52 protein-coding genes are annotated in these 22,135 nt (G+C 39.2%); 4 read left to right on the forward strand and 48 right to left on the reverse strand.

Annotated elements, in window-relative coordinates; all coding sequences use genetic code 11:
• Nucleotides 1–12 precede the first annotated feature (12 nt).
• From IEX94_RS15965 to IEX94_RS16195, 48 genes are all read right to left on the reverse strand, one after another.
• Nucleotides 13–1,305: a PBSX family phage terminase large subunit gene (locus IEX94_RS15965; protein WP_188858830.1), complete on the reverse strand. Its 1,293-nt coding sequence runs from the start codon at nucleotides 1,303–1,305 to the stop codon at nucleotides 13–15.
• Nucleotides 1,295–1,762: a terminase small subunit gene (locus IEX94_RS15970; RefSeq protein ID WP_188858832.1), complete on the reverse strand. Its 468-nt coding sequence runs from the start codon at nucleotides 1,760–1,762 to the stop codon at nucleotides 1,295–1,297. Before IEX94_RS15970 ends, IEX94_RS15965 begins: the two co-directional genes overlap by 11 nt.
• Before the next feature lie 79 nt (nucleotides 1,763–1,841).
• On the reverse strand, nucleotides 1,842–2,063 hold the full coding sequence (locus IEX94_RS15975) for a hypothetical protein (protein WP_188858834.1): 222 nt from the start codon (nucleotides 2,061–2,063) through the stop codon (nucleotides 1,842–1,844).
• A 48-nt stretch (nucleotides 2,064–2,111) separates the two neighbouring features.
• Complete coding sequence (locus IEX94_RS15980) at nucleotides 2,112–2,555, reverse strand: hypothetical protein (protein WP_188858836.1); 444 nt, start codon at nucleotides 2,553–2,555, stop codon at nucleotides 2,112–2,114.
• Between the two features lie 178 nt (nucleotides 2,556–2,733).
• Nucleotides 2,734–3,297: a sigma-70 family RNA polymerase sigma factor gene (locus IEX94_RS15985; RefSeq protein ID WP_188858838.1), complete on the reverse strand. Its 564-nt coding sequence runs from the start codon at nucleotides 3,295–3,297 to the stop codon at nucleotides 2,734–2,736.
• A gap of 285 nt (nucleotides 3,298–3,582) precedes the next feature.
• Nucleotides 3,583–3,750, reverse strand: coding sequence for a DUF3954 domain-containing protein (locus tag IEX94_RS15990; RefSeq protein WP_188858840.1), 168 nt, complete (start codon nucleotides 3,748–3,750; stop codon nucleotides 3,583–3,585).
• Between the two features lie 76 nt (nucleotides 3,751–3,826).
• The gene (locus IEX94_RS15995; protein ID WP_188858842.1) at nucleotides 3,827–4,045 is read right to left on the reverse strand and encodes a hypothetical protein; all 219 of its coding nucleotides are present in this window, start codon (nucleotides 4,043–4,045) and stop codon (nucleotides 3,827–3,829) included.
• Nucleotides 4,042–4,494, reverse strand: coding sequence for a RusA family crossover junction endodeoxyribonuclease (locus IEX94_RS16000; protein WP_188858844.1), 453 nt, complete (start codon nucleotides 4,492–4,494; stop codon nucleotides 4,042–4,044). The genes IEX94_RS15995 and IEX94_RS16000 overlap by 4 nt, the downstream gene beginning before the upstream one ends.
• On the reverse strand, nucleotides 4,491–4,655 hold the full coding sequence (locus IEX94_RS16005) for a hypothetical protein (protein ID WP_188858846.1): 165 nt from the start codon (nucleotides 4,653–4,655) through the stop codon (nucleotides 4,491–4,493). Before IEX94_RS16005 ends, IEX94_RS16000 begins: the two co-directional genes overlap by 4 nt.
• An 11-nt stretch (nucleotides 4,656–4,666) precedes the next feature.
• Nucleotides 4,667–4,816, reverse strand: a complete 150-nt coding sequence (locus IEX94_RS16010; RefSeq protein ID WP_188858848.1) for a hypothetical protein — start codon at nucleotides 4,814–4,816, stop codon at nucleotides 4,667–4,669.
• 3 nt (nucleotides 4,817–4,819) lie between these two features.
• Nucleotides 4,820–5,017 carry a Fur-regulated basic protein FbpA gene (gene fbpA, locus IEX94_RS16015; protein WP_188858849.1) on the reverse strand — a complete coding sequence of 66 codons (198 nt, stop codon included), beginning with the start codon at nucleotides 5,015–5,017 and terminating at the stop codon, nucleotides 4,820–4,822.
• Nucleotides 5,018–5,028: 11 nt separating this feature from the next.
• Nucleotides 5,029–5,664 carry a dUTP diphosphatase gene (locus IEX94_RS16020; RefSeq protein ID WP_188858851.1) on the reverse strand — a complete coding sequence of 212 codons (636 nt, stop codon included), beginning with the start codon at nucleotides 5,662–5,664 and terminating at the stop codon, nucleotides 5,029–5,031.
• Nucleotides 5,661–5,849 carry a hypothetical protein gene (locus IEX94_RS16025; protein WP_188858936.1) on the reverse strand — a complete coding sequence of 63 codons (189 nt, stop codon included), beginning with the start codon at nucleotides 5,847–5,849 and terminating at the stop codon, nucleotides 5,661–5,663. Before IEX94_RS16025 ends, IEX94_RS16020 begins: the two co-directional genes overlap by 4 nt.
• Complete coding sequence (locus IEX94_RS20035) at nucleotides 5,846–5,980, reverse strand: hypothetical protein (RefSeq protein WP_268239598.1); 135 nt, start codon at nucleotides 5,978–5,980, stop codon at nucleotides 5,846–5,848. The genes IEX94_RS16025 and IEX94_RS20035 overlap by 4 nt, the downstream gene beginning before the upstream one ends.
• Nucleotides 5,981–6,122: 142 nt before the next feature.
• Nucleotides 6,123–6,287 carry a hypothetical protein gene (locus tag IEX94_RS16030; protein ID WP_188858853.1) on the reverse strand — a complete coding sequence of 55 codons (165 nt, stop codon included), beginning with the start codon at nucleotides 6,285–6,287 and terminating at the stop codon, nucleotides 6,123–6,125.
• The gene (locus IEX94_RS16035) at nucleotides 6,284–6,436 is read right to left on the reverse strand and encodes a hypothetical protein (protein WP_188858855.1); all 153 of its coding nucleotides are present in this window, start codon (nucleotides 6,434–6,436) and stop codon (nucleotides 6,284–6,286) included. The genes IEX94_RS16030 and IEX94_RS16035 overlap by 4 nt, the downstream gene beginning before the upstream one ends.
• Nucleotides 6,437–6,439: 3 nt before the next feature.
• Nucleotides 6,440–6,847 (reverse strand): hypothetical protein, encoded by a 408-nt coding sequence (locus IEX94_RS16040; RefSeq protein WP_188858857.1) that lies wholly within the window; start codon nucleotides 6,845–6,847, stop codon nucleotides 6,440–6,442.
• A gap of 2 nt (nucleotides 6,848–6,849) precedes the next feature.
• Nucleotides 6,850–7,233 carry a hypothetical protein gene (locus tag IEX94_RS16045; protein WP_188858860.1) on the reverse strand — a complete coding sequence of 128 codons (384 nt, stop codon included), beginning with the start codon at nucleotides 7,231–7,233 and terminating at the stop codon, nucleotides 6,850–6,852.
• A 100-nt stretch (nucleotides 7,234–7,333) separates the two neighbouring features.
• Nucleotides 7,334–7,627 carry a hypothetical protein gene (locus IEX94_RS16050; protein ID WP_188858862.1) on the reverse strand — a complete coding sequence of 98 codons (294 nt, stop codon included), beginning with the start codon at nucleotides 7,625–7,627 and terminating at the stop codon, nucleotides 7,334–7,336.
• On the reverse strand, nucleotides 7,624–8,082 hold the full coding sequence (locus tag IEX94_RS16055) for a hypothetical protein (protein WP_188858864.1): 459 nt from the start codon (nucleotides 8,080–8,082) through the stop codon (nucleotides 7,624–7,626). The genes IEX94_RS16050 and IEX94_RS16055 overlap by 4 nt, the downstream gene beginning before the upstream one ends.
• Entirely contained in the window at nucleotides 8,075–8,668 is a 594-nt protein-coding gene (locus tag IEX94_RS16060) for a hypothetical protein (protein ID WP_188858866.1), read from the reverse strand. The genes IEX94_RS16055 and IEX94_RS16060 overlap by 8 nt, the downstream gene beginning before the upstream one ends.
• A 1-nt stretch (nucleotide 8,669) precedes the next feature.
• Nucleotides 8,670–8,855: a hypothetical protein gene (locus tag IEX94_RS16065; protein WP_188858868.1), complete on the reverse strand. Its 186-nt coding sequence runs from the start codon at nucleotides 8,853–8,855 to the stop codon at nucleotides 8,670–8,672.
• A gap of 3 nt (nucleotides 8,856–8,858) precedes the next feature.
• Entirely contained in the window at nucleotides 8,859–9,257 is a 399-nt protein-coding gene (locus tag IEX94_RS16070; protein WP_188858870.1) for a hypothetical protein, read from the reverse strand.
• Between the two features lie 191 nt (nucleotides 9,258–9,448).
• Nucleotides 9,449–9,751, reverse strand: coding sequence for a hypothetical protein (locus tag IEX94_RS16075; RefSeq protein WP_188858872.1), 303 nt, complete (start codon nucleotides 9,749–9,751; stop codon nucleotides 9,449–9,451).
• A gap of 150 nt (nucleotides 9,752–9,901) precedes the next feature.
• Nucleotides 9,902–10,273 (reverse strand): YopX family protein, encoded by a 372-nt coding sequence (locus IEX94_RS16080; RefSeq protein WP_188858874.1) that lies wholly within the window; start codon nucleotides 10,271–10,273, stop codon nucleotides 9,902–9,904.
• Nucleotides 10,270–10,707 carry a YopX family protein gene (locus IEX94_RS16085; RefSeq protein WP_188858876.1) on the reverse strand — a complete coding sequence of 146 codons (438 nt, stop codon included), beginning with the start codon at nucleotides 10,705–10,707 and terminating at the stop codon, nucleotides 10,270–10,272. Before IEX94_RS16085 ends, IEX94_RS16080 begins: the two co-directional genes overlap by 4 nt.
• The gene (locus tag IEX94_RS16090) at nucleotides 10,704–10,961 is read right to left on the reverse strand and encodes a hypothetical protein (RefSeq protein WP_188858878.1); all 258 of its coding nucleotides are present in this window, start codon (nucleotides 10,959–10,961) and stop codon (nucleotides 10,704–10,706) included. Before IEX94_RS16090 ends, IEX94_RS16085 begins: the two co-directional genes overlap by 4 nt.
• Complete coding sequence (locus IEX94_RS16095; RefSeq protein WP_188858880.1) at nucleotides 10,954–11,229, reverse strand: hypothetical protein; 276 nt, start codon at nucleotides 11,227–11,229, stop codon at nucleotides 10,954–10,956. The genes IEX94_RS16090 and IEX94_RS16095 overlap by 8 nt, the downstream gene beginning before the upstream one ends.
• Nucleotides 11,226–11,399, reverse strand: coding sequence for a hypothetical protein (locus IEX94_RS16100; protein WP_188858882.1), 174 nt, complete (start codon nucleotides 11,397–11,399; stop codon nucleotides 11,226–11,228). Before IEX94_RS16100 ends, IEX94_RS16095 begins: the two co-directional genes overlap by 4 nt.
• The gene (locus IEX94_RS16105; RefSeq protein WP_188858884.1) at nucleotides 11,396–11,593 is read right to left on the reverse strand and encodes a hypothetical protein; all 198 of its coding nucleotides are present in this window, start codon (nucleotides 11,591–11,593) and stop codon (nucleotides 11,396–11,398) included. The genes IEX94_RS16100 and IEX94_RS16105 overlap by 4 nt, the downstream gene beginning before the upstream one ends.
• Nucleotides 11,590–11,871: a hypothetical protein gene (locus IEX94_RS16110; RefSeq protein WP_188858886.1), complete on the reverse strand. Its 282-nt coding sequence runs from the start codon at nucleotides 11,869–11,871 to the stop codon at nucleotides 11,590–11,592. Before IEX94_RS16110 ends, IEX94_RS16105 begins: the two co-directional genes overlap by 4 nt.
• A gap of 2 nt (nucleotides 11,872–11,873) precedes the next feature.
• Nucleotides 11,874–12,125: a hypothetical protein gene (locus tag IEX94_RS16115; protein ID WP_188858888.1), complete on the reverse strand. Its 252-nt coding sequence runs from the start codon at nucleotides 12,123–12,125 to the stop codon at nucleotides 11,874–11,876.
• Complete coding sequence (locus IEX94_RS16120) at nucleotides 12,122–12,274, reverse strand: DUF6011 domain-containing protein (protein WP_188858890.1); 153 nt, start codon at nucleotides 12,272–12,274, stop codon at nucleotides 12,122–12,124. Before IEX94_RS16120 ends, IEX94_RS16115 begins: the two co-directional genes overlap by 4 nt.
• Before the next feature lie 13 nt (nucleotides 12,275–12,287).
• Nucleotides 12,288–13,253, reverse strand: coding sequence for a Lin1244/Lin1753 domain-containing protein (locus IEX94_RS16125; protein WP_188858892.1), 966 nt, complete (start codon nucleotides 13,251–13,253; stop codon nucleotides 12,288–12,290).
• 37 nt (nucleotides 13,254–13,290) lie between these two features.
• The gene (locus IEX94_RS16130) at nucleotides 13,291–13,728 is read right to left on the reverse strand and encodes an HNH endonuclease (protein WP_229782758.1); all 438 of its coding nucleotides are present in this window, start codon (nucleotides 13,726–13,728) and stop codon (nucleotides 13,291–13,293) included.
• Nucleotides 13,729–13,904: 176 nt separating this feature from the next.
• Nucleotides 13,905–14,753: a recombination protein RecT gene (gene recT / locus IEX94_RS16135; RefSeq protein ID WP_188858894.1), complete on the reverse strand. Its 849-nt coding sequence runs from the start codon at nucleotides 14,751–14,753 to the stop codon at nucleotides 13,905–13,907.
• On the reverse strand, nucleotides 14,754–14,984 hold the full coding sequence (locus tag IEX94_RS16140) for a hypothetical protein (RefSeq protein WP_188858896.1): 231 nt from the start codon (nucleotides 14,982–14,984) through the stop codon (nucleotides 14,754–14,756).
• The gene (locus IEX94_RS16145) at nucleotides 14,974–15,927 is read right to left on the reverse strand and encodes a YqaJ viral recombinase family nuclease (RefSeq protein WP_188858898.1); all 954 of its coding nucleotides are present in this window, start codon (nucleotides 15,925–15,927) and stop codon (nucleotides 14,974–14,976) included. The genes IEX94_RS16140 and IEX94_RS16145 overlap by 11 nt, the downstream gene beginning before the upstream one ends.
• Nucleotides 15,928–15,937: 10 nt before the next feature.
• Nucleotides 15,938–16,201: a hypothetical protein gene (locus IEX94_RS16150; RefSeq protein ID WP_188858900.1), complete on the reverse strand. Its 264-nt coding sequence runs from the start codon at nucleotides 16,199–16,201 to the stop codon at nucleotides 15,938–15,940.
• Between the two features lie 102 nt (nucleotides 16,202–16,303).
• Complete coding sequence (locus IEX94_RS16155) at nucleotides 16,304–16,516, reverse strand: YqaI family protein (RefSeq protein ID WP_188858902.1); 213 nt, start codon at nucleotides 16,514–16,516, stop codon at nucleotides 16,304–16,306.
• Nucleotide 16,517: 1 nt separating this feature from the next.
• Nucleotides 16,518–16,691, reverse strand: a complete 174-nt coding sequence (locus tag IEX94_RS16160; protein WP_188858905.1) for a hypothetical protein — start codon at nucleotides 16,689–16,691, stop codon at nucleotides 16,518–16,520.
• A gap of 199 nt (nucleotides 16,692–16,890) precedes the next feature.
• Nucleotides 16,891–17,097, reverse strand: a complete 207-nt coding sequence (locus IEX94_RS16165; RefSeq protein ID WP_188858907.1) for a hypothetical protein — start codon at nucleotides 17,095–17,097, stop codon at nucleotides 16,891–16,893.
• A gap of 133 nt (nucleotides 17,098–17,230) precedes the next feature.
• A complete protein-coding gene (locus IEX94_RS20040; protein ID WP_268239600.1) occupies nucleotides 17,231–17,359 on the reverse strand; it encodes a hypothetical protein in 129 nt (42 codons plus the stop codon).
• Nucleotides 17,356–17,610 (reverse strand): hypothetical protein, encoded by a 255-nt coding sequence (locus IEX94_RS16170; protein WP_188858910.1) that lies wholly within the window; start codon nucleotides 17,608–17,610, stop codon nucleotides 17,356–17,358. Before IEX94_RS16170 ends, IEX94_RS20040 begins: the two co-directional genes overlap by 4 nt.
• Entirely contained in the window at nucleotides 17,607–17,909 is a 303-nt protein-coding gene (locus IEX94_RS16175) for a helix-turn-helix domain-containing protein (protein ID WP_188858912.1), read from the reverse strand. Before IEX94_RS16175 ends, IEX94_RS16170 begins: the two co-directional genes overlap by 4 nt.
• Nucleotides 17,910–17,992: 83 nt before the next feature.
• The gene (locus IEX94_RS16180; RefSeq protein WP_188858915.1) at nucleotides 17,993–18,277 is read right to left on the reverse strand and encodes a helix-turn-helix domain-containing protein; all 285 of its coding nucleotides are present in this window, start codon (nucleotides 18,275–18,277) and stop codon (nucleotides 17,993–17,995) included.
• A 322-nt stretch (nucleotides 18,278–18,599) separates the two neighbouring features.
• Entirely contained in the window at nucleotides 18,600–19,376 is a 777-nt protein-coding gene (locus IEX94_RS16190; protein ID WP_188858919.1) for a phage antirepressor KilAC domain-containing protein, read from the reverse strand.
• Complete coding sequence (locus IEX94_RS16195; protein ID WP_188858921.1) at nucleotides 19,376–19,609, reverse strand: helix-turn-helix transcriptional regulator; 234 nt, start codon at nucleotides 19,607–19,609, stop codon at nucleotides 19,376–19,378. Before IEX94_RS16195 ends, IEX94_RS16190 begins: the two co-directional genes overlap by 1 nt.
• A 160-nt stretch (nucleotides 19,610–19,769) precedes the next feature.
• On the opposite strand from IEX94_RS16195, the gene IEX94_RS16200 reads away from it, so the two are divergent.
• The 4 genes from IEX94_RS16200 to IEX94_RS16220 all read left to right on the forward strand — a co-directional run.
• Nucleotides 19,770–20,222, forward strand: a complete 453-nt coding sequence (locus tag IEX94_RS16200) for a helix-turn-helix domain-containing protein (RefSeq protein WP_188858923.1) — start codon at nucleotides 19,770–19,772, stop codon at nucleotides 20,220–20,222.
• Between the two features lies 1 nt (nucleotide 20,223).
• Nucleotides 20,224–20,928 carry a hypothetical protein gene (locus tag IEX94_RS16205; protein ID WP_188858926.1) on the forward strand — a complete coding sequence of 235 codons (705 nt, stop codon included), beginning with the start codon at nucleotides 20,224–20,226 and terminating at the stop codon, nucleotides 20,926–20,928.
• 591 nt (nucleotides 20,929–21,519) lie between these two features.
• Complete coding sequence (locus IEX94_RS16215) at nucleotides 21,520–21,978, forward strand: ImmA/IrrE family metallo-endopeptidase (RefSeq protein WP_229782759.1); 459 nt, start codon at nucleotides 21,520–21,522, stop codon at nucleotides 21,976–21,978.
• A partial coding sequence (locus IEX94_RS16220) for an Arm DNA-binding domain-containing protein (protein WP_188858932.1) occupies nucleotides 21,959–22,135 on the forward strand: 177 nt, incomplete at its 3' end. The genes IEX94_RS16215 and IEX94_RS16220, both read left to right, overlap by 20 nt.

Consider the following 22,135-nt stretch of genomic DNA (forward strand, 5'->3'; position numbering starts at 1 on the left):
ATGTCCTCCTTTCTACAATCCAAGTGATTGTAATGCTTTGTAGGTTTGCTTTTTGTCTTTGCCTTTGCTCATGTGGTAACGCTCCATACTATATCTAAGGGCGTCGATAATATGGTTATTTGCATCTATCGGCTCATTCAGCCACTTACCTTCTTTATCTTGTTTGAATGTGTAGGTGTTAAATTCTTCAATGGTATGTTCACAAGATGGATGAATATATATCTTAAATCCTTGCAGAAAACTGATTCCGTGATTGATGCTCCCTTTGCCTTTAACGGATGCATGAAGCCTTCTAACACCTTTAGATACCAATTCACGAATCAATCTAGGTTCTGCGCTGTCTCCTGTAATTGAAGCTTTTAACAGTTCTTTTTCCTGCAATATGTTGTAAATATCTTGCGTTGTCATTCCTTTTTCGTAATGCTCGTCATAAATCCAAATTTCTTTATTCTTTAAATCAACAACGGAGCTAACTTCTGTTGTGGGATCGTTCGTGAAACCGTAGTCCATCCCGTGAGTTGTTTCTTGTATTTGTTTAATCTTCTCAAGGGGATCAAATTCCCTAACCTCGAAATTTTCAAATACAAGCCCCTCCGCAACACCCCACTCACCGTCAGCAACGATTCTGGCACGCCTTGGATTGGTTCGATATAAGTCTTGGTATCTAGCCCTGTCCACTTCATCAAGCCATTCATTTACTCGGAATGTAGTTGTAATAGCAAATACATCCTTGCGTTTTGTTTCTTCATCAAAAAACTCACGCTTAAGCCAGTGACGCTCTGACCAAGGGTTAAACGTGAGTGTGACTTGTTTAAAGAAATCCGGCGAATCATGGGAACCCCGAATAGATTCAACAACCGTATCGAAGGCACCCATATCTTCTAGTTGATAAGCTTCCTCGCACCAAACCCAACACAAAATACCGACATCAACTGAAATAGATGTAATTTTTAACGGATCATCCAGACCCCGGAAAAGAATCTTTTGGCCAGTAGGCAGATAAGTGATTTCTGGCATGGATTCGTTAAATTTAAAAAGATGAGCAACCTTTAATTTATTAGCCGCCCATTTTAAGTCTGTGTATGTCGATTGTTTGTTGGTATTGGAGTAACGCCTAATAACAAGCAAGTTTGCCCATTCGTATTTCATAATTCTATAAATATAATTGAGTGCAGTATTCTTGGACTTCTTACTTCCCCGGGAGCCTTTAACAACTCGGTAGAATTGTTTGTTATGCCAAAATCGGTTATATCCTTTACCGATTGTTTTAGCTGGTGAAATTATTGGTTGTTTCTTAGTCGTCATCTGGAACATCATCCACAAATATAGGTGTTATATTTTCTACCTGTTGTTTTTCAGTCCACATGGCATAGCGTTTACCCAGAAGCTCCATTGCTTTAATCGCATCTTTATTTTGTGTCGGAACTTGAACGATTTCGGGATTCTTTTCAATTCCCAAGAAATTACCGTTATCATCAAATGAAGGCTTTTCAGTTAGAACAACTTGATAATCAGTTGCTTCTCTCCTTGCTTGTTCAGATAGCCGGACAAGGATTTCATCTTGCTTCATAATCAGCTTTTCAGTCTTTTCATCCAATCGCTTTTGAATTGCCTCTTGAATGTCAACTTTTGTCAACAGTCGTTGTCCTTGAGACCTTGCTGTTCTTTCGCTGTATCCCGCTCTAATCGCCGCTTGAGTAGCATTCATATCAATGATGTACTCATCAGCAAATCGTCTTTGCCTTTCATTCAATTTTGCCATCTACATCACACCACTTCCTTACGCTATTCGCTTATTTATTCCAAAAAACAAAGACCCCGTTAGGAGTCTTTAATATTTTTCATTTATTTAGTTTCTTGATTTCTTTTTGAATGACATGTAAATCCTTCCTGAATTCCGATGCGTCATCGTAAAAAGATTTCCTCATCTTTTCAGAAACTTCCTTGTCATACCCTTTCGCATCAACTAATCTTCTTTCTTCATATGCAGCCAGCCTTAAACTATTCTCCAGTTCATTTTTCAGATGCCGTTCCTCGGATTGAAGTTTTTCTAAATTACTCAAATTTTTTCTCCTCGTCATAAAAGAACCCATATGGGTGATTTATAATTTTTATTTTATTACACTCTTTTGGTAAGTGAGTTTGGCGCGGTCTAAGTAATTTGTAGTATCTTCGTATTGATAACGATTTTCAAAAGTTATCCGATCGATAATCACACTTACAATCAAATTATCATCTTGAATATAGTTGCGGTCTATTAGCTTGGGAGACGGAATGTAAGCCCTCCCTCCATCAACCATAAACAGAAGAGTGTTCTTTACCGTGCTTCCATTAAATTTCAAGGAATAATAATGCAAACTAGCCTTTTTATTTATGAACCTCTCTGTGAACTCGTTCGATACATCGTTATCGTCTTCTTTAGGCATCTCTACAATAGTCACACTTATATCATCCCTAAGTGCATGGATCGCTAAACCGTCTTGATCAAAACTAGTTACCCAACATTCTGGATGCATATTTTCTTGTAACAAATACATTAAATCACTATATTTCAACTATATCCCTCCTTATCTTCATTTTACTACAAAGAGGTATTGAAACCCACTATCCAATCTTTATAGTGCTTAATCAGATTAGACCTCTCGGTCTTTATTCAGTAATTCTAATGTTAATTAGTGCTCTATCTAGGAAATACCCTCTCTAACCGTCAGAACTTCGTACGTCAATCGTACGTCAAGAAGCGACTTTTTCCACCTTTTCCCTTGCTCGCTCAATGTACTGCTGTACCGTTCGTTTCTTGATGCCCAAGCGATCAGCGATCTTCTGCATACTCAATCCTTCCGCCGTATGCATTACATAACATTGCCTTTCTCTATCAGAGAAATTCCTGAACAACTGAATCAACGCCGTTCTTTGTTCCTGACTCATATACAAAGGCTCCCGCTCTTTCCTCAATTCCTCGTTAATATCCGGCAGAATATCCATATCATCATAAAACTTAGCGCGATATTTATCTCTTTTATCTACACCGCGATACATATCCGGTTGCCTGCCAGTTCGCATCCAGTCCATGGAGTACGTCATGCTTTCAATCATGCTGTTTACATATGTTTCATCCTTCTGATTCCTGTCAATTCTATCTTTCGTTTCTATGTCAATTTCATGGATTTTCTTATCACCAATCCAGTGATCAACCTCACTGTAAAGGAAGTCTTTCTTTGATTTTAATTCTTTCCGACCTTCATCATATTCTGCTAATAACCTGTCTGCCCAGTTTTCTAATTGTTTGCTATTCATCAGTATTGCCCCCTCAAAAAATAGTTTGACTATTTCGATAGATATTATATAATTGCTTAAAAATAAGAAAAGAGGTGAAAAGTATGAAAAAGATATTTTTCAAAATAACACTCGCTAGCTTATTAGTTTTCGGTTTTACCGCATCTGCATCTGCTGCGCCTGTCACACCAGATTGCATATTCGGGAACAATCTATGCTCTTTAATTAAATAACCTCAAGTGAAATTGAAAAGGGCACAAATCAAGCTGTTACGCTTAATCTGTGCCCTGGTTGTTCCAGTAGCTGTTATTTAACTGTATAACTAACCTTCTCAGCATGAATCTTCCCATTCTGCCAAGTGACAATATGTTCCCCGAATCCACTATCCGGCTTCGGTATTCGCTTTAATTTCCCGTTTTTAATAACCAATACTGCGTCTTCCCTCAAGTCCACAGTTGCTTTGTTTTGCTGCATTGCTAGATACCTCCTGCTGTTATACATTTGCCAGGAAGATGCGCCCCGGCTTTTTATTGATTATTTTGCTAGATTGTTAGATTTCACTTTCATTTTCTGCGACAAATTTCTTAATCTCTGCTTCCAATTTATCAGCTCGTTTTTTATACTTCGCCGCATTCCTCATAATTTCATCGATTTCAAATAGGAATAAATCAATCGCAATCCATCCTAAGCAAATTCTATACATACCGCTTTTCCTGCCAAAGTTCATCCAGAATCCGCCATACTTCCCAATTGTGATAGCGAATGTCAACTTATTCCCACCTCTCCAAAAACATCAATCTCCTGCACCCGAACCTCAACTCTCGGATCATCGCTATAATATTTTTGTATTTGCAAATCCACAATTTGGCTGTCATCCTTATAAATAATCCCGTTCAATGCGTCTTCGATACCCTTTGCATAATTCGTATTGTCGGGTTTAGTGATAGGGCGCTTAATCCCCTCAGATATGAGCGCTCTGTCCTTTTTCGTGGTGCTCTTGGGTATATTCCTATAAATCTCTATTCGCATACTCAACGGACCCTCTAACGGTATTTTCGGAGCATGCTGTCTCGCAATTATTGATACGTAACGTTTATAGTCCTTGGATTCTTTTGGATCATAAAGAACTGTTTTTCCACTTTTCGGTCCGCGTTGTATTTTCCCCGCCCTGGGACGACCTTGGGAAACTGGTTCGCCTGGTATCGTAAATTCAATCATTCAAATTCCTCCAAATGATATTTTTCTATTTCTTCCTGTGTTGCATACCTAAACCTTCTTTCAATAGCCTGCATTGCATTCAACATGAATACTTGATGTTCTTTCTGTACGTGGAGCACTGAACCTTCTTCATTCACTACATAATCGCCTAGCTTGAACACTCAATCACCCCTCACGATAATTTCTTTACATAAACAGCTTCCCAATAATCACTTACTAGCTGTATCGGAGAAATACACTCGAATCCCTCGTTCTCTTTCTCAATACACCGCAACACACACTGGTATTTATCTGGGTGGCGTACTCTGCTGATTGCTTGCATGGATTATTCCTCCCCGTACGCTCGGATGGCATCGTTCTTGGCAACTACATAATTCCACTCCAATGTATACAAGCTCACGTCATCTAGTTTCCTGCCGTCTGGTAACTTGTAAATACCCATATACCTTAGTTCACGTTTAAGATATTCCTTGCGTTCTTTTGCCGCTGTATCTGTTTTGTGTAGTGTGTGTAGTGTTTGCATGGTTAGACCTCCTAATATCCATTCTCTTGTCTAGCGTAATTGATTTCATTCTTTTGCATGTATGCAACCTCTATTTGTTCCCAAGAGAATCCAAGTAATTGCCCTAATCTCAAGAATCCACCCAACAGCTCTTCATAAGCCTGTTTCAAATCATCCATTCCCAACAGATTATTTCTTTCCGCATATTCTATTGACCCAAATGCGGCAACGTCGTTAAAAACCTGATTGAACGCAAAAGTAGTATCTCTGTAATAACGTGGAGCTGGTTTAATTTCTGCTATTTTTAACTCTGTTTCTAGCCCAATACTCAATATAAAATGCAGGCAATCAACGTATTCTTCTAGGAGTGGGTTCCCGTATGCTCCTTTTCCTCCACAATACTCACACGGCTCTTGGTATGGTTGCCAATCAATGTCCAACCCCTCTCTGGTGCCAAAACCATCACACGCTTTGCAAAAACATTTTAGATTCGGCTCCTGGTCCTTACTCCAAAACTTAAACCCTCTCCACTCATTCGCAAGCTCTCCAAGTTCCACCTGTAAAGCCAAAATCTTTTTATCTAGCAAATCCTGTCCTTCCAGACTTTTTTCTTTAACAATGTGTTTATCTAGCTTGTCTTGTATCTCAAATAAGTTATTTAGATTCACGCTCTCCCACTCCCAATCTCTGCTAATGCATGAAAAGTATTTTGTTTAGCTGCATCCAGTAAATCAAACACTTCATGTGGTGAATGTCCTTCATCTTCAATCAGCCCGACCATACCGGCTATAATTAATTGCAATCCCATGCTTGTTCTCATTTTATTTTCAAATTCTTGTGCATTCATTTTCATTGGTTAATCTCCTTTTCTCTCCTTACCTTTACTCTTAAACTACGCGCTCCTTCTCCTGCTTTAACAAGACCTTTATTCATGGCATCAGCGAATCGTCTAATGTTATTTACTGCATGCTTAGTCAGATTCATCGGTTAGTCTCCTTTAAATGTTCTTCCATACATTTTTCCGAACAGAAAAATTCGTCATATCCCTCATGCAAATACAATACTCTGCAATTTTCGCAATGGTATTTATAGGTGCTCCACAAGTCGGCGGGTGATGTTATAAATTTCATTGCTCCCCCTTCACCAGAAGCAACTTCCTCTCATACGTCCACTTCCGATTCTCTTTCTTCACCAGTTCCAGCTTTTCACCTTCTGCGTAAATAGTGACGATTTGTAATTCTTCGTTTGAATTAGTTGTGCCCTTGCGTTGTACCATCCAGCGTGGAGTCATAAATAATCATCCTCACTATAAATTATTTTATAAAGAACGAAACAAACAACCGCAATGAATGACAGAAAAACCAATCCCCAAAATGCACTGCCAAGAAAATCTTTAAACGTTTCCGCATCGTGTAGTAACAGATTAATGTATTCGGTCATGGGTTAGTCCTCCTCGATGGTCCATTTGCCATTAAATAAATCATCGAATGTTACATCTTCTCTGGTCTCCAATCTGTACCATTTTCTAAATACCGTTACGTCTAAATTATTATTCCTGTGCAATTTAACCATTTTGCCTTCCTTCAACGCCTGCATAGCTTCCTCAAAAGATACATAAGACGGTAGGATGCGCCATATCCAGTTGACTGTGTGACCATATAAAATCAAAGGTTCGGATGGGCTAATTGTTCCTGTTTCCGTACACCATTTAATATCACCGTTAGGAATCTTGGTAACGTGCTTGTAGCTTCTCCAGTAATCCTTAGGTATTTGTGCCTTTTTTTCTACTTCCGCTAATTGCCCAACCTTCAACCGATCGATCATTTCTCCGGTGGTTAATAATTCACTCATTGTTAGTCCTCCTCGACCCTACTTGATGAATAAGTAACCTCTATATGTCGTTCATATGAAAATATTTTGTCGCAATTATTACATTCGCATTCATCGTCTGAATCAGCCAATTCCCAGGAATCGCCCAATTCGTAACCGCACCAAGGGCAAGTTATTTCGTCCGTCCATTCCGGTTCCTCTTCACCAGAAGCATAAGCTTGTCTTTGCTTTTCTTTTTTTATCTGTTCTTGTATTCTGTAACAATCGGGGCACAGCCTATTATTCTGGCTAAGGAAATTTACACGATAATGAAAACTTTCCCCTAATAAATTTTTGCTTCCGCACTCTCCGCATTTATACTTACCTGCTGGATAAATATCAGCAAATAATGGTCTCTCCTGTCTCATGTTATTACCTCCATATCTCGATTCAGAGGAGCGTTTCTACTCATTATGTATAAATCCCATCTAGTTGTCTGCAAAACGCTCCCAGAATCGTTATTTGCGCCTAAAACCAAGTGTTATGACTCGACTCTGCTTTTATCTGATGTAACGCTAATTTAGTAGACAATTCTTTAAGCGATTTCCCTGCCGTATCGTAATAACCCAGTGCATTTAACTCATCAATGACATGCTCTATATCACTTTTAACTTCCACAGGCTGACTTCTCGGCTTTGCCTTTATCGGTTCGTTGATTGCTCTGTCGATGTTCCAATTGTGTTGCTTAACTCTGGTATTAAGTGTTCTGTAATCAATGCCGTTTTGTTCGGCTTGGTAAATGTGTTCGGGTTTTAGTTTCATTGGGATTCTCCTTTCAGTGCTTGGCGGGCTTTTCTACCGCCATCAAGTCCTAATTGAGTTCTGCCATGATGGTCATATAGAGTCCAAGACTCATCATCCGCATAAAACTCTAAGGCCTGTTTGTAGCGTTTTACCAAATCCGAAGCATCATTTAGTTGACCTTCTAAAACAAATGACATGGTTACCTCTTTTTCTAACATTTCTTCCAATTCTTCCACACGTTTCTCCAGCCATTGGTTTTCTTTTAATAACTTTTCTTCTCGCACTGTACTTTCAGCAGCTATTTCAGTGCATCTATTTTTCAGTTCTTCCACACGTTCAGCTTGTTGGATAAGCCAATCAAGCGCATCCGTCCGACTTTTCGCGTACTCATAGTCCTCTTTTGTCTTTTGCCGGGAAACAATTTTGCTTAAATCCCCCAGCCAGTCTTTGGCTGTTTGTAATTGGTCATTCATTTGTTTTCACGTCCAATCTCTTATCTGCAAAGCAAGCGACTCTCCAATCGCTATCTTCGACTATATTGTTATAAAACTCCCATTCTCCATTAGTAAAAAGGACGGTCATTTCTTCAGCAGGAAATTTATCAATCACTTTGTCAATTGTCACCGTGCGGTTCTCTCGCCTGTCGTTCAGAATGTCGTTATTCTTCAACTCCCAAGGTTCACGACCATGACTTGCCCACCAAACTTCCTCTTTGGTTGCATGTCGCAAAATGCAAGACTTTGGTGTTTCTTCTTTAAACATTTTTCCGTTATCTATAAATCCAAGCGAGAAGCTAGCGCGACCGTCTTCAAGTATTTCTACAACTCTGCCCTCTTGGTTTATTACATGATCGCCAACCTTATACTCCGGCTCTACTTCATAGCCATCCTCCGAATAATAAGCTTGTGCAAACTCATCTACAGTCAAATCATTTAACGACTCCAGACCAAGTGACCATCTGTCATTTAGGTGGATTTTAACTACTTCCCCCGTAAGATGTTCGCTTTTTAATTCTTCCATCGCTTTCGCCTGTTCCTTCGTCAAAATAACCTTGCTCACCCTAACCCCTCCTAATCAAATGTTTTTCATACTCTTTTTCATTCAAGCGACTTACCGGAAACTCCACATCATCAATGCCTTTCCACTTCATAAACACACCCATATCCCCGTAATCAATAAGCTGTTCGACTTCGTACTCATTTCCGTTTATCTCCAATACGTCACCTTTTACGACTTCTGGCGCCATACCTTATCCCTCCTGATTCAGTGGTTTCAACGGCTCCAATATCCAGACATCTTCTTTTTGAAATGCCAGCGAACCATTAGGCATATACTCTCCCGATTTCCAATCTTCCAGAAATTCCTCTCGCTCATCTACATAAGCGCCGAAGAATGGATCTTGCTCCTGTAAATAGATAAACTCTTTCCAGGTGTCCTCATCTTTTTCTTCCCAGCTGATAAGGGAATAGCCGTCACCATAAAAACTATCTGTTACAACAACCTCTAAACCATCCACCATATCTAGTGATTTTTTATGCCTGTCAAAATCTTCATGAGTGACCTCGAAACCATCAACAAACATTGCTTTGACTTGCTCATCTGTTTTATTTCCTGTTTTTAATTTGGCTTTATATAATTTAATTTCCATGCTTTACCCCTCCATATTTTTAAATCGCTCAATCCGTCTCCTAAGCTTTTGATTTTGCCGTCTAAGGTCTTTGTTGCTTTGTGTTAATTGGTCGAAATCTAACGTTTCTAGCAATCTTTTAAGCTTCTGAATACTAATGGTCTGGTTATCCTTCAAACAACGCTGTAACTCCTTATACTCTTGTTTTTCGGTCATGTGTCATCAACCCTATGCACCAATATGGCTTTATCCAAATCAACTGACCTTCTCCGGTGTGTAGGAGACGTGTAAAAATATATGGTGTTTAATGACAATCCTGTTTGCTCTGCGCACTCTTCGGCGGTTCCGGTGGCAAGCACTTCGTAGCCTTTTACAACCTCATAAATATTTCTTTTCGTAAGACCCATTTTGACTTTTTGATTTGCTACCGACCCCACTGAACGATTGAGTTCGGCTGCAAGTTCTTTGTTTGACATAAATTCGTGATTATCTTCGAGGAATTGCAGTTCTTTCATTGTCCAGTCTCTTCTTGTGTTTTTTCGATCCACATTCACCACCCCTTAAACAAATCGTAATACTGCCTCTGCCAATACCTAGACAACCTTCCATCAAAATTACTAGGCACACACCTGTTTTTCCAATATGGAGATATTTTGAATTTAATTTTAGTTATCATGACTGTTGCTCCAGGAGTTCTGGGTTTCGTAGATGTTTCCGATGATTTCTATCCTGTTTTTCCAGTGACTTAAACCGACAAAACTACTAGCACCATTCTGCTTCCCCATGAATCCAGTATCATGCCAAACAACTGTATAAGTGATTCTAGGGTCTCCAAGATGAAATTCATCCCCCTCATAGATTCCCTTGCCGTTCTTGTCTTTGAGGCCTGTGTATTGCATAAAAATAAGTTGTTCGTCTGCGGAATCGGTTAAAATAGAATATAAGCAGGTGTTTTCTTGGTCGTAAAATACTAGGTCTTCATTTGAATACATTGTCTTTCGCTTTACATCCCACGCTTGGTATTTAATCTCTCTCATTCATATACCTCCAAGAGTTCAGGATTATCAATCGTGTTTCCGATAACTTCTCCCTCAATTGTCATATCGTTTTCATCAGCAATGTCATCAAAATGGATAATTTCGTCATAGCCAATAATCTCAACGAACCAATACCAAGCACCTTTTTTAATAACTCCTTGCACGTCCCCGAAATCAGCTATGTCATTTTCATAAATTACTTTTCTGTTTTTATCTTTTAGACTTGGAGATTGACCAACACTCTCTGGAATAACCTCAAAATCATCCAACTGTTCCGCAATATCTACAAAGTTGTCATAATCAATATCATCCGTATCCAAAATGTATGGAATCGCTGAGTCGTCTGACCTTAAAAAGAATGCATTATTTATTAAACTGCCGTAGTGCCAAACATCCTTGAACTTTGATTTACCTCTGAATTTTATTTCTCTCATTCAGATTCACCCTCCATTTTTTTAATAATTTTACGTATTTCGCCTTCCTTCAACCCTTGACCATTTAGGTTAATTATTTGGTCCCAACTAATATCCACTACTTTTTTGCCATGGTTGTATACAGTCAACACTGCTCCCTTGAACATCGACGGATTCCGCAAGACGAATGCAAACAGCTTAGTGATCCATTTGTAATGCCTTACCACGGTTGGTTTTTCATCTTTTCGGGCAATGTGCCAATTGTATTTACTCATTCATATTCACCCAATCAATGATCCTAATTATCCTGGCAGCGTGTTCGTGCAAGCTGTCTGATGTTTCGTTTGAGTGCTTTATTCTGTCAAATGCTTCACGATAAATCTCATTTTGCCGTTTCAACTCATCCCATTCTGCACTTTTATCAATCAGCACTGTATCTAGTTTTAAACCGTCAACAAAGATACGTCCTGTTTCCTCGTCAACTCCCATATAATCACGTACATTAACTTTGCTGTTGGTTACATCTCCTAGAGTTACTTTCATTCCAAATCACCCTCCAATTCCTCGCAAGTAACAGAAAACACATGAGAGTCACTATACAAGGCGCTTACTGCCTTCTGTAATTCCCATTCGCTTCGCACCGTCCGTACATACGAATCCTGCAGTATCTCTCCGTTAAACTCCTGTTTGTAACTAATTCTGTATCGTTTCATTCCGCCCGCTCCAATGCTTTGTATTCGTCCACGATGTCATAAACTTCTACAATGTCATCTGTGTCACATAGTTTGTTTAAAAAATCACGATAGCGCTTGTTTTGCTCCCTTTGCCTATCCCAAGCTTCTATAATTTCAACATTCGTTATTTTTCCATCAAGATAATCTATCATCATTTGTTGTTTTGGTGTCATTCCGTTCCCTCCAATTCATCCAACCAATGATTAATCTCCATTTTCACTTGATAGTCACAACGTTCTGTAATGGTGCGGATTCGTTCAGCTACAAATTTCCTTTTCTCCATTTCCGCGATTAAATATTTATATCCATCAACCTGTTCCTCGGCAGCCATTTCCAGCCAATCGTAGTTATCCATCGGATCAAGTGGCTTCCCGTATTTCTGAATGCCTTTCATTTCCTGTAAATACGCAGTCTCACTAAACTTTTTATTAACTTTTTCTAAATGCTCCATGTTTACCTCCTGTAAGCAAACGCCCTCGTAACCTTGTTCTCCATCGCTTGATGGAAGAGTGCAAGAAACACTTCTTCCGCCTTTCTTTTATGCCATTTGGCAATGTCCTCTAGTTCCATCCCCGCGTTCCACTGGTTTGTGATTAATTCCAATTGTTCAACGGGAAATGCTAACTCCAAATCTTCCAGGATGAAGACATAATCCCGGGACCTGCTTTGCTTGAGTAACGGGATGTGTCCAGCTGCTGTGTTCATTTCGCCACATCCTCAATCGTCATTTGATTCTCTGTCAATCCGATTTCTTCACGTTCTCTTTGCCATTTTTGAAAGCACTTCGGACCAAGCTTGCGCTTAATGCTTCGCTGGTCCTTGAGCTTCCGTCCGCACCGGATGCATGTTGACATTTAGATCGCCTCCTCATTCAGCTTGTTGTTGGTATTGTTGCAACAGTTGTGCTACTTTCGATTGCTCTTCCGTCATATCTGCAGGGTTGCTACCGTTCTGCTCCTCTGCTTTCCTATCGTGCTCACCATTTCTGAACCAATCGGGCTCTGGAACGCTCGGCTGATGACTCTGATTAAATGGGCGCCTTTGAGCTTGATTGTTCTGGAAAGCAACTTCTTCCGCCTTAACTTGCTCCATGGTTTTTATGCCCTTGTCATGCCAAGATTTTAATATCGCTTTAGCATAACCCCAGTTAGGTTTATTTCTTTCCAGCGATATGTTTAGTGCACGAATCACCATCTGGTCACCAAAGTCATTAATCCAGTCGAGCATTTCCTCCGCAATTGCGGGTCTTATCATCCCGATATTGTTTTGATAAAAAACAATTGCATCCGTAGTAGTTGCTGGAGGAGATTCTTGTTGTTCTTCCTTCTCCTCTACTATCTCTTTACTTTCCTTTACTTTACTTTCCTCTACTTTACTTTGTGTACTAATGTCGTCATTGTTTGAGTTAATGTCAGCAATTACTAAGTTCTTGTATGATTTAACCTCTTTCTCGTCTAATAACAGGTATTCGGTCAAGATGTTGACACGTTTTCGCCTGGAAGTAGCTTCTAAATAACGCCTTTGAATCCCCGCAGATGTAAGGATTTGGTGCGTTTCGTATAGCTCTTTGGAGAAGATCCCCCATTTAACGCAATCATCAATGACCGCATTCACTTCATTAATGTTGACATTAACTCTACGTGAGAATAATAGTTGTTCCTTTTCGCCCCACTCATAAAAGTAGCTGTTGTCGTAGATCTTCATTAACACTTTTACAATTACCGCAAATCCTACCAATCCATGAGAGGCTTCTATCAGTGCTATTTTGTCATCCTGGTCTATGTCAACATCTAAAGGAAAGTAGTCGAGTCCTTCTTTGAATGGTCTAGCCACTACCTACCTCACCTCCAACCTGTATTAAGTATTCTTATTAGTTTCTCGGATCTGCATCTAGTTTCATTTGAGCCTCTTCCGGGGTGCGACTACCTTTTATCGAATTGCACTTTCTACAAGCTGTAGCTAGGTTGTTTTCTGTTGTCGCACCACCTCTTGACTCTGGATATATATGATCAACAGAAAGGTTTTCTCGACGCCCACAGTATTGGCACGTAAAGTTATCCCTTTGCCAAATATTCCACCTAATATCATTGGGAATGGGAATTTTTTTATATGTGTTTCGCTCGCGTTCACCAGCGTTTGATCGTTCAAAGAAATTACGATAAAGAACTTCAACGCAATTAATGCATAAATCAAAGTTTTTACTTTCCCAGTGAAAATGTTGCAAACCGTCCATTTCTCGTTCGCAATTATCGCAAATTCTCCTTGGGTAATCTTCACCCATAACATTTATTGTTCCAATGGTTGTCATGAAGCCCCCCTACCTCCCAATATCACAAATCGCAATTCTGCCCTCTACTCTTAAAACGGTATATCCTGGGTACTTGCGCATATAATGTAGGATGCGCTGTTTTAATTCTTGTTCGTTTTTTGATAGCTCCCAGATCCAGTCTGGGAGCCTTACTTTCGATTGACTATGCATAGCTATCACTCAATCGGAAAATCATCTTGTCCACCTTCTGTTGCTTCCGCATTGATGAAATCATTCTCCGGAGCTTCTAGGAAAATTTCATCATTAGGAGTGATATCCTTGATATTTCTTGCCGTCCCCTCGTCATGTTCCACTTGCTGCTGGACTTCTACACTGATAGGCAAGTACTTCCACATATGGCGAATAACCGTTTTATTAGCCATTTCTTCGTAGTAATTATTCCATGGGCTAAATTTTGAATTAGCTCCCCGACTTGCTGATTTGCGCTTTTCGATCTCTGCTTTAGGCATAAACTCCATCTGATAACCACCATCTTTGAAGTGCGCCACTGCGTAAGAACCAATGTACGCGCCCTTGTCCTGGCTCATCGTAGGAACGTGTCTCAACGTTGGATTAAGACCTAGTTCATATTCAAACTCATCATTCTCATAAACAGCATGAGCGTAAATTGATTCGATGTGCCCTGAACGTCTTGCGAGGTCAATCATGCCTTTATATCCGATGATGAATTGGACCTCTGTAATGCCCTTTTTGTTGTTTTTAAATGGAAGTAAGTAGCACTGACCTAATAGGCCTGGTTCTAGTCCGAGCTGTGCTGCTTGCATCACTCCGCCCAATAAACTACCTACATCAGCTTGTCTTAGTTCCGGAGTTGTTCGAATAGTTGTCATGGTTAATCTCATTAAGCGATCAACGTCCATGTGTTTAGGCAAGGCTTCCTGCATTTGTGGTGCCATTTGTTTTAGGTAATCTTCAATCGTTTTTGGCTTGTCCTTTGTTGGAGCACCACCATTATTTTTCTTTGCCGCCATTTGGTTTTTCATTTCATCTACTTGATTTGTCATTTAGTTTTCCTCCTTTTGTTTCTCTATCAATTTGATATCAATCAGTTCGTCAATCGCATTCCTTAAGTCCAATGCTTCAGATATTGTCAAAATAAAATTAGGTGTATCTTCGTGAAACGGAAAGGCTATCTCTATGTGCTGAGAATTCTTGTCCAACAACCTAACTACTGCACAATCATTTTGGGAATATGGATAAAGTCGACTTCTAAATTGGACCGATTTAATTGGCATCAGCAATAGCCCCCTGATCAATTTGTTTGATATTTAACCTTCTATGCGACGATGTCTTAGTGTATTTCTCAGCAATGTCCGGAAGCTCTTTTCTAAGCATTTTGCTGTCCAGTCTGTTTTGATCGACTTTTTTCAGATTCACTTCAAATCGAGGCGTGACACCGGTTGTTGCATCACCGATCATCAACTTTAATTTATTCTCATATTCCTTTTGGAGCGATTGCTTTTCCTTAACCTCTGACTTGATGGAATCAATCGCTTCAATAAGTTTTTCCGCATCATCCGATTGAAGCATGATTGTTTCCCCGTTATCTTCTGGATACATTTTGTTTAACAATTCACTGGCGGAAGGAGAACCATCAATTTCAGGCGGAATTCCCTTTACCACATGTTCCTCCCAAAAGTGTTTTTCTAGACTTATCATTTCTTCGATAAATCCGTCATGCCGTGGTATCTCTTTCCAAACAAATTTTTGACCGCCAATAAGAACTGCAATATATGCTTTCTCGTAGTCTAGGACCGCCATATAATGTTGAACTTGGCACATATAAGCTGGCGGGATCTGTTCCCCTTCCCAAGCATCAGAATTGAAAGCGTTAGTCGTCTTGCATTCAAGCAAAGCATTCTCTCCAACAACATCCCGATCGATATTAGCAATCATGAATGGATGCTCTGGGTGCTTAAATGTCTGATTCCTACGGCGTACCTTCTTACCGGTACGCCGAGTGAATTCTTGCGCTACTACATCTTCCAGGACATTCCCCCAGTGGATTGCTTCATTATCGATTTCCTCAACGTGATCACTGGTTTTATCAATGTAGAGTTCAAATGCTGACTTCCAAGGATTGAAACCTAAGATTGCACTTGCATCCGAACCGCCTAATCCTTTTTTTCTGTTCCAAAGCCATTCCTGGCGGGTCATTTCGAGTGTGTTTTTAGCCATTGTTTTCCTCCTACTGCTTAATAGCGATTTGAACGCTTGTTTTCATATCATCTTCATATGCCTTGAGAGTTTCCGCCAAAAGCAAAGCTGTATCATAATCGCCTGCATGTATTGCGAAAGGCACATCATAGCAATGCCATTTCCCTTCTTGTATTACTTGAGCGTTGTCAATACGCTTTTCCTCAAGTTTCTCTGCTTCATCTTCTGCTAAAGTGATGCCTAATCTTTCGGACAATTGCATTGTCGTTAAGTTGCCTAAAAATATATAAGCCATTCCAATTCCTCCTGTGTGCCTTTATTAATTTTGTGGTATAATAAAGGCACGTGATAAATTTTGAAAAAATTCTTTGTAAACGTCCGCTGCTACGGGCGTTTTTTATTTTGCAATTTTATACACTCCACCGTGTTGTTCCATGATTTCAATTGCATCCGTCGACAGTTCTTCTACTAGATAAAAGTCATCAAAGAACTCGATAATTTCATCCCCTGTAAAGACTTCATTTCCTAAGCCATCTACACCGTAATCATTGCGCCTGTCGCTGAATGGATAGCCTGTACGCTCAATTTGTGCGACCATTGGATGGTCCATGTTAATCCTCCTCAATTCTTTTTTCTATTTCTAGATAAGTGTTTGAACCACATTTACATCTGAAAGGTGTTTCTTCTAAGAAGTCGATAATAACTTTGTTTTCAACACCAGCCTGTTGCATATATGCGCTACCCCCACAGTTTTCGCATTCTGTTTCCATGGTAATTACGTACATACCAGCACCTCCTTCCTATGTATTAGGGTTAATCTCCCCTATATCGGCTACGAACGTATAGATGCATCAGGAGGGAGGAATGCACGTTCATAACCGATATAGGAAGGACTAGCCTTCCATTATTTAATTGAGTTTGATATAATGTAATTAGGTTTTGAAATTGATTTGGTTATCGATAACTCACGTTTGCAGACGTGGGTTATTTCTCTTTCCAATAAACATTTCTCAAATCAGCAAAGTAGAGCGTTGTTCCTTCGTATTCCTTCTCACTCTCACCTTTGTCGCTATGCATAATCGTCGTATAACAATCACCGACAAAGGTGGAAACGTGGGCCACTTTTTTACCATGCCATGCAATTGTCTCAAGTAGTCGCTCTTCTCCTTTAAAAACAAGATAAGCTCTCATTTCATCCCTCCTAACCAATAGGCTTTTTATGTTTCCGTTGTGTCGCAACATAAGCGCGCTGGATTTCCATGTATCTTTCTACAGGTCTCATTGCTAACCATTCTCTTACTTTGATTTTCATAATTTATCCCTCCTACACTAAAATCATAATGATGATAAAAATTATTACTGGCATTGCCTGGGTTAAGTAAAACAGCAATTCTTGTGGCAATGTGACTTCTTCCGGTTCTCCTATGAAGTAATCGATGATCCAGTTTCTCATTCGAACCACACGTCCATATCTCCGGTTATATTAGCCATAAATACTCGGGATTCTTCTGTTATTTCTTTTTCTATGTTTAGGTCAATTAATCGCTTTATCGAGTGAAGAATGTCCTCTGCTCTTCGGTAAGCTTGATCTAACTTCCCTGCATCGAGATTCAATTCTGTGAGTACGAATAAATCATTAATGCATTTAACTTCTGCTTTCGCGATTTGGATATCTTCTTGTTTAAAGTGATTGTGATAGTTCATAATAACCCTCCTATGATTGATACAAATCCTGTGATTAGTGATGTGATAGGCTGTAGCTGATGAATAACTTCCACACCGGCATACAGTGCCATTAATACATCCGGGTTGTTGGTAATACGGCACCATTTGATTAGGTCTGCCGCTTTTAATTCAACTCTGTCTGTTTCTAGTTTGGCTACGTTGCTTCTGGACATATTAAGCTTCAAAGCTATCGCTTCTTGGCTAAGCCCAGCAGTTATGCGCATTTTTCGTAAGACTTCCCCAAAGTCCACAATTGCACCTCCTTCCTTGTTCGCCATACGAACAGTTCTTGAAGGGAACAGATTGTTCTTGATGACTGACTTATAATGTAAGTACCAACTCCCTCAAGTTGGTTGTTTTGCTAGATTGCTAGATTTGTTTGTTGATCTATCCAGTTCATCAGAGCGTTGTATGGAATAATTATTCTCCCGCCCGCTCTGATGTACGGGAATCCTGTTTCATCACCGTTATTTACAAGATCATAGATCTTCGTCAATCCAACTCCGAGAATTGACGCCGCTTCTTTCGCGGATAGAGTTCTTGGGGCTTCTTGATACCCGTGTGACTCAAGGAGTTGTTTGATATCTTTTAAGTGTTTCTCATTTTCTTCACGGATGATTTGACGGATGGACTCTTCCATGGACATTTAAATGACCTCCTCATGAAAACTAATTAAGCAATAAGTTTCGTCGTCATGTTTTGAAGAAAATACAACAGAACCATTCGATAAGTTGGTATTGTGTAATTGTTCTCTAAAGCAAACATCCGTGCCACCTGAAAACCTAATTTCTATTGATCTTTCGCCATCTATTTCATCGAAGATTATTTCGTCCATATAATTTAAAACGGAAACAGTTGGCTCGGATGGCATGTCATAATGGTAAAATTCAATTAAAACTTTTTTGCATGAATTGAAATTTCGATTTAATTCTTTGAAGCTAGTTAAAAAGCTATTAAACTGTTTTATTTTACTCAATTTCTACACCGTCTTTTTGTTCTAAATAAAATTCCATTTTCATTTGTTCAATTGTTGGCAGAACACCTTTTGATTTCAGAAACTCATAAAGGAACAGCCGTCCTTTTTGTGTCCATTTAGTCAAAAGGTTCACGCCTTGCGTTCCGTCTTTCTTGGTATAGGGTGTTGTTTCAGATTTGGTGTAGCCGTTACCTTTGTACCTAGAGTAAAGCAACCACTGATTACCCATCTTATATTGGATACCGTAGCTATTTAGCAATTTGTTCATTTTTCGAGCAGACATACCATAGTCCTCTGCAATCTGGGAAACTAAAATGGCGTCTGTGGATTTTAATATTTCATCCACATAAGTTACTTTTGGTTCGTATTCAGCGATTTGCTGTTGATATGCTTTGTTTTCAAATTCTAGTTGTTCTACTCTATTGGTCGCTATTTGCAAAGCTCGCTTCATAATCATTTCCGGGCTGTTCCACATTTTTTCTAAATTTATAAAATAGCGCCTAGCTTGCTTCCCTTTTTCAGTACGTTGGATCATTGAGATTTCTTTAGCCATATCCAGTTTCAATAAAAAATCCTTTGCTTCTTGTTTGTTAGAGGGGTGGACAAAAATGTCCGTGGTGTAATCTTGGTTCTCAATAAATCCGTAATCAACCATTCTTGGAAACCATTTTCTGAAAGGAGTCCCAACTTCCAAGAAATCATGCAATTCCCTAGCGCTTACGATGATTTCACCATTGTCATTTTCTTTTGTTGTAATTAATTGATTCATTAGCTAACCTCCTTTGTGTTATCACTTGACACAGATTCATTAAAAAAAATATCACCTATAGACAAATCGAAGAACTCACAAGCTTTAAGAATGGTTTTTGCACTTGGGTTATACTCCATGTTTTCGATTTTTGATAATGAAGTTCGTTCGATGCCTAGATAATCAGCGAGTTCCTGTTGTTTGACGTTCCTTTCCTTTCTTAGCTGCTTAATCTTGTTGTGAAGTACTGTCATATCACGACCTCCTTTTACATAAACTTTAATACGGTGTGTTGTGTTGTTTCTTAACACTAATATAATTCATTTTGTGTTACTTGTCAACACTTAATATAAAATTATTTATTTTTGTGTCGCTCTACGCTACAATGGGGGGTGATTGGGTGTGATGATAACAATGAGCGAAAAGAAAAATGATAATAAATTTGGAGAGTTTATAAAAGCATATAGAACAAAAGAGAAAGACATGAACCTTAGGGAGTTTGCTAAATTGACGGGAATCAGCTACTCCCATCTAAGTAAAATTGAACGCGGGGAACACGTTCCGTCTAAAACTACCATCTCAATGTTTGCAGATGCCTTAGGATTAGAAAAAGATAAACTGCTTTTATTAGCTGGTTATGTAAGTGAAAATTATTCTTTCGAACTTGACAACTTCTTGCCACGCGTAAATGAAGAGGATGAGAATGAAGATATTAAGAGAAAAGCCGCTATCATAGAAAAAATTATAAAAGAATTCCCGGATGCAAACCTGATGTTTAACGATCTCGCTAGTTTCACCGCGGATGACATGCAAGACGTTTATGATTATATTAAATTTAAAAAGAGTCAAAAGGATAAGGAGGAATAAAATGGAAGAGGGAAAACAGAAATCGAAAAAACCAGTCTATAAAAGATGGTGGTTTTGGTTAGGGGCGTTTATATTGTTTGGCTTTATCGTTGGTCAAACAAGCGATAACGAAGAACAACCCGATCAAGCCGAGGCACAAGAAAAACAAGAAGAGCAAGAAAATCAAAAGGAGCAAGAGAAAGAAGAACAGAAGAAGGTCGAGGAAGAAGAAAAGGAAAAGAAAAAAGAAGAAGAGAAGAAGAAAGAGAATGAAGAAAAAGAACGCAAGGCAAACAGAACAACAGCCGAAGCTTTGGAAGAAGATAGCAAAAATGTAGATGAAGCGAGCATGGACGGCGGTAAATTGACACTGAAACATAATCCGGGAACTGTATGGAACGAAAGCTCATTCATGGCTACCGTCTACGATATGTTCGAGGATGCCAAAACTGCTTTTGATGATGAAGAAATAGATTCTGTAGCAATTGAGATTGAGACAACGATGACCGATGAAAAAGGAAATGAATCGGTAGACCCTGTAATTAAATACAATTACAGTCGAGAAGCTTTTGAAGAATTAAACTATGAAAATTTCACAAACATGGCTTATGCCGAGGAATGGAGGATTTTAAGAGAAGCGGACTATTATTATATCCATCCTGGTATTTATAAGAATTTGAAAGACAAGTATAAAGATAATTTAAACGTGGAAGGTTTTAGAGAGTAACCAGACATAATATAAGGAAACTCGCCCCACTATAAAGCAATTTATAGTCGCAAACCGGATGAATTCATGGAAAACCTAAGTCACAAGATACGGCAACCATGAGCCAAGCCAGATGAATATCACCTGTTGTAGTCTGGAAGGTGCAACGCATAGTTAGCGAGGATGGATAACCAATAAGCTAGCCACGAGCGTCCGGCATCCCTTGTGGATGATGAGATATGCTGGACTTTATGGAAACATAAAGAGGCCCCGGATAAAAACCCGGGGCGATAACAGATCGAACATCAATGCTCTCGATAATCTGGACTTAACCGATGAACGAACAACTCTATCAACTATTGACGAAACCCATTCGTTAATTGAAGAGTCGCTACGCAACCCAAGAATTCACGAAAACATCGAATTAGGAGTTGATGCAACTATCGGAAACCGAATTGAAGCAATGGGTGAACTCTCTTTCTTATATTATAGCACGAAAAAATAAACTTAAACAAAGATAGCTTAATACATTCACCTGGAGGGTGTGCAATTAATTGTGCGCCTTCTCTTATGCGCCTTGACCGAACATACATTCTCGAAAGGAGTTTTTGTTTGTATACACATCTAGAGGACTATATCAGAGACTTATTAAAATCCATTAGCATTCAAAATCCATCGGACCTAAATATTGAAAACATAGCGAATAGAATGCACTTAATAGTTACTTACAAGAAAAAAGCGTTTAGACATGATAATGAGATTGTTTTACAACCAGGTACAAAACAGCAAGAATGGCGATTATTTGCTCATGAATTATGCCATTACCTAAGGCATTATGGTAATCAACTATTAATGCACAAACTATTCATTGATCTTCAGGAGTATCAAGCGAACTATTTCACTTATCATTTTTGCGTACCCACTTTCATGTTGGACCAATTAAAGGAGGTGACGGTCGATGTAATAATGAACCTTTTTAATGTAGAGCATGAATTTGCGTTTAGAAGATTGGAAATGTACCACAGCAAAACTTTTGAAAGGAAGATGATCAGTGCGCGGGCATATAGCTAAAAAAGGAAATAGGTATTACATTGTTGTGGATATAGGAGATGAAGAGAGAAGACAAAAATGGCTATCCGGTTATAGCACAAAAAAGGAGGCCGAGAAAGATTTACCGCGAGTATTGAATGAATTAAACGATGGGACGTATATCGAACCATCTAAACAG

The sequence above is a fragment of the Oceanobacillus indicireducens genome (assembly GCF_014647195.1).
Classification (GTDB): domain Bacteria; phylum Bacillota; class Bacilli; order Bacillales; family Amphibacillaceae; genus Oceanobacillus; species Oceanobacillus indicireducens.

What these genes read in the sequence shown, in the direction of transcription:
- IEX94_RS15965 (WP_188858830.1), bottom strand. Translation starts at nt 1,305, where the DNA reads ATGACGACTAAGAAACAACCAATAATTTCACCAGCTAAAACAATCGGT.
- IEX94_RS15970 (WP_188858832.1), bottom strand. Translation starts at nt 1,762, where the DNA reads ATGGCAAAATTGAATGAAAGGCAAAGACGATTTGCTGATGAGTACATC.
- IEX94_RS15985 (WP_188858838.1), bottom strand. Translation starts at nt 3,297, where the DNA reads ATGAATAGCAAACAATTAGAAAACTGGGCAGACAGGTTATTAGCAGAA.
- IEX94_RS15990 (WP_188858840.1), bottom strand. Translation starts at nt 3,750, where the DNA reads ATGCAGCAAAACAAAGCAACTGTGGACTTGAGGGAAGACGCAGTATTG.
- IEX94_RS16000 (WP_188858844.1), bottom strand. Translation starts at nt 4,494, where the DNA reads ATGATTGAATTTACGATACCAGGCGAACCAGTTTCCCAAGGTCGTCCC.
- IEX94_RS16010 (WP_188858848.1), bottom strand. Translation starts at nt 4,816, where the DNA reads ATGCAAGCAATCAGCAGAGTACGCCACCCAGATAAATACCAGTGTGTG.
- fbpA (WP_188858849.1), bottom strand. Translation starts at nt 5,017, where the DNA reads ATGCAAACACTACACACACTACACAAAACAGATACAGCGGCAAAAGAA.
- IEX94_RS16025 (WP_188858936.1), bottom strand. Translation starts at nt 5,849, where the DNA reads ATGAAAATGAATGCACAAGAATTTGAAAATAAAATGAGAACAAGCATG.
- IEX94_RS20035 (WP_268239598.1), bottom strand. Translation starts at nt 5,980, where the DNA reads ATGAATCTGACTAAGCATGCAGTAAATAACATTAGACGATTCGCTGAT.
- IEX94_RS16030 (WP_188858853.1), bottom strand. Translation starts at nt 6,287, where the DNA reads ATGACTCCACGCTGGATGGTACAACGCAAGGGCACAACTAATTCAAAC.
- IEX94_RS16035 (WP_188858855.1), bottom strand. Translation starts at nt 6,436, where the DNA reads ATGACCGAATACATTAATCTGTTACTACACGATGCGGAAACGTTTAAA.
- IEX94_RS16040 (WP_188858857.1), bottom strand. Translation starts at nt 6,847, where the DNA reads ATGAGTGAATTATTAACCACCGGAGAAATGATCGATCGGTTGAAGGTT.
- IEX94_RS16045 (WP_188858860.1), bottom strand. Translation starts at nt 7,233, where the DNA reads ATGAGACAGGAGAGACCATTATTTGCTGATATTTATCCAGCAGGTAAG.
- IEX94_RS16050 (WP_188858862.1), bottom strand. Translation starts at nt 7,627, where the DNA reads ATGAAACTAAAACCCGAACACATTTACCAAGCCGAACAAAACGGCATT.
- IEX94_RS16055 (WP_188858864.1), bottom strand. Translation starts at nt 8,082, where the DNA reads ATGAATGACCAATTACAAACAGCCAAAGACTGGCTGGGGGATTTAAGC.
- IEX94_RS16065 (WP_188858868.1), bottom strand. Translation starts at nt 8,855, where the DNA reads ATGGCGCCAGAAGTCGTAAAAGGTGACGTATTGGAGATAAACGGAAAT.
- IEX94_RS16070 (WP_188858870.1), bottom strand. Translation starts at nt 9,257, where the DNA reads ATGGAAATTAAATTATATAAAGCCAAATTAAAAACAGGAAATAAAACA.
- IEX94_RS16075 (WP_188858872.1), bottom strand. Translation starts at nt 9,751, where the DNA reads ATGAAAGAACTGCAATTCCTCGAAGATAATCACGAATTTATGTCAAAC.
- IEX94_RS16080 (WP_188858874.1), bottom strand. Translation starts at nt 10,273, where the DNA reads ATGAGAGAGATTAAATACCAAGCGTGGGATGTAAAGCGAAAGACAATG.
- IEX94_RS16085 (WP_188858876.1), bottom strand. Translation starts at nt 10,707, where the DNA reads ATGAGAGAAATAAAATTCAGAGGTAAATCAAAGTTCAAGGATGTTTGG.
- IEX94_RS16090 (WP_188858878.1), bottom strand. Translation starts at nt 10,961, where the DNA reads ATGAGTAAATACAATTGGCACATTGCCCGAAAAGATGAAAAACCAACC.
- IEX94_RS16095 (WP_188858880.1), bottom strand. Translation starts at nt 11,229, where the DNA reads ATGAAAGTAACTCTAGGAGATGTAACCAACAGCAAAGTTAATGTACGT.
- IEX94_RS16100 (WP_188858882.1), bottom strand. Translation starts at nt 11,399, where the DNA reads ATGAAACGATACAGAATTAGTTACAAACAGGAGTTTAACGGAGAGATA.
- IEX94_RS16105 (WP_188858884.1), bottom strand. Translation starts at nt 11,593, where the DNA reads ATGACACCAAAACAACAAATGATGATAGATTATCTTGATGGAAAAATA.
- IEX94_RS16110 (WP_188858886.1), bottom strand. Translation starts at nt 11,871, where the DNA reads ATGGAGCATTTAGAAAAAGTTAATAAAAAGTTTAGTGAGACTGCGTAT.
- IEX94_RS16115 (WP_188858888.1), bottom strand. Translation starts at nt 12,125, where the DNA reads ATGAACACAGCAGCTGGACACATCCCGTTACTCAAGCAAAGCAGGTCC.
- IEX94_RS16120 (WP_188858890.1), bottom strand. Translation starts at nt 12,274, where the DNA reads ATGTCAACATGCATCCGGTGCGGACGGAAGCTCAAGGACCAGCGAAGC.
- IEX94_RS16130 (WP_229782758.1), bottom strand. Translation starts at nt 13,728, where the DNA reads ATGACAACCATTGGAACAATAAATGTTATGGGTGAAGATTACCCAAGG.
- recT (WP_188858894.1), bottom strand. Translation starts at nt 14,753, where the DNA reads ATGACAAATCAAGTAGATGAAATGAAAAACCAAATGGCGGCAAAGAAA.
- IEX94_RS16140 (WP_188858896.1), bottom strand. Translation starts at nt 14,984, where the DNA reads ATGCCAATTAAATCGGTCCAATTTAGAAGTCGACTTTATCCATATTCC.
- IEX94_RS16145 (WP_188858898.1), bottom strand. Translation starts at nt 15,927, where the DNA reads ATGGCTAAAAACACACTCGAAATGACCCGCCAGGAATGGCTTTGGAAC.
- IEX94_RS16150 (WP_188858900.1), bottom strand. Translation starts at nt 16,201, where the DNA reads ATGGCTTATATATTTTTAGGCAACTTAACGACAATGCAATTGTCCGAA.
- IEX94_RS16155 (WP_188858902.1), bottom strand. Translation starts at nt 16,516, where the DNA reads ATGGACCATCCAATGGTCGCACAAATTGAGCGTACAGGCTATCCATTC.
- IEX94_RS16160 (WP_188858905.1), bottom strand. Translation starts at nt 16,691, where the DNA reads ATGTACGTAATTACCATGGAAACAGAATGCGAAAACTGTGGGGGTAGC.
- IEX94_RS16165 (WP_188858907.1), bottom strand. Translation starts at nt 17,097, where the DNA reads ATGAGAGCTTATCTTGTTTTTAAAGGAGAAGAGCGACTACTTGAGACA.
- IEX94_RS20040 (WP_268239600.1), bottom strand. Translation starts at nt 17,359, where the DNA reads ATGAGAAACTGGATCATCGATTACTTCATAGGAGAACCGGAAGAAGTC.
- IEX94_RS16170 (WP_188858910.1), bottom strand. Translation starts at nt 17,610, where the DNA reads ATGAACTATCACAATCACTTTAAACAAGAAGATATCCAAATCGCGAAA.
- IEX94_RS16175 (WP_188858912.1), bottom strand. Translation starts at nt 17,909, where the DNA reads ATGGCGAACAAGGAAGGAGGTGCAATTGTGGACTTTGGGGAAGTCTTA.
- IEX94_RS16180 (WP_188858915.1), bottom strand. Translation starts at nt 18,277, where the DNA reads ATGTCCATGGAAGAGTCCATCCGTCAAATCATCCGTGAAGAAAATGAG.
- IEX94_RS16190 (WP_188858919.1), bottom strand. Translation starts at nt 19,376, where the DNA reads ATGAATCAATTAATTACAACAAAAGAAAATGACAATGGTGAAATCATC.
- IEX94_RS16195 (WP_188858921.1), bottom strand. Translation starts at nt 19,609, where the DNA reads ATGACAGTACTTCACAACAAGATTAAGCAGCTAAGAAAGGAAAGGAAC.
- IEX94_RS16200 (WP_188858923.1), top strand. Translation starts at nt 19,770, where the DNA reads ATGAGCGAAAAGAAAAATGATAATAAATTTGGAGAGTTTATAAAAGCA.
- IEX94_RS16205 (WP_188858926.1), top strand. Translation starts at nt 20,224, where the DNA reads ATGGAAGAGGGAAAACAGAAATCGAAAAAACCAGTCTATAAAAGATGG.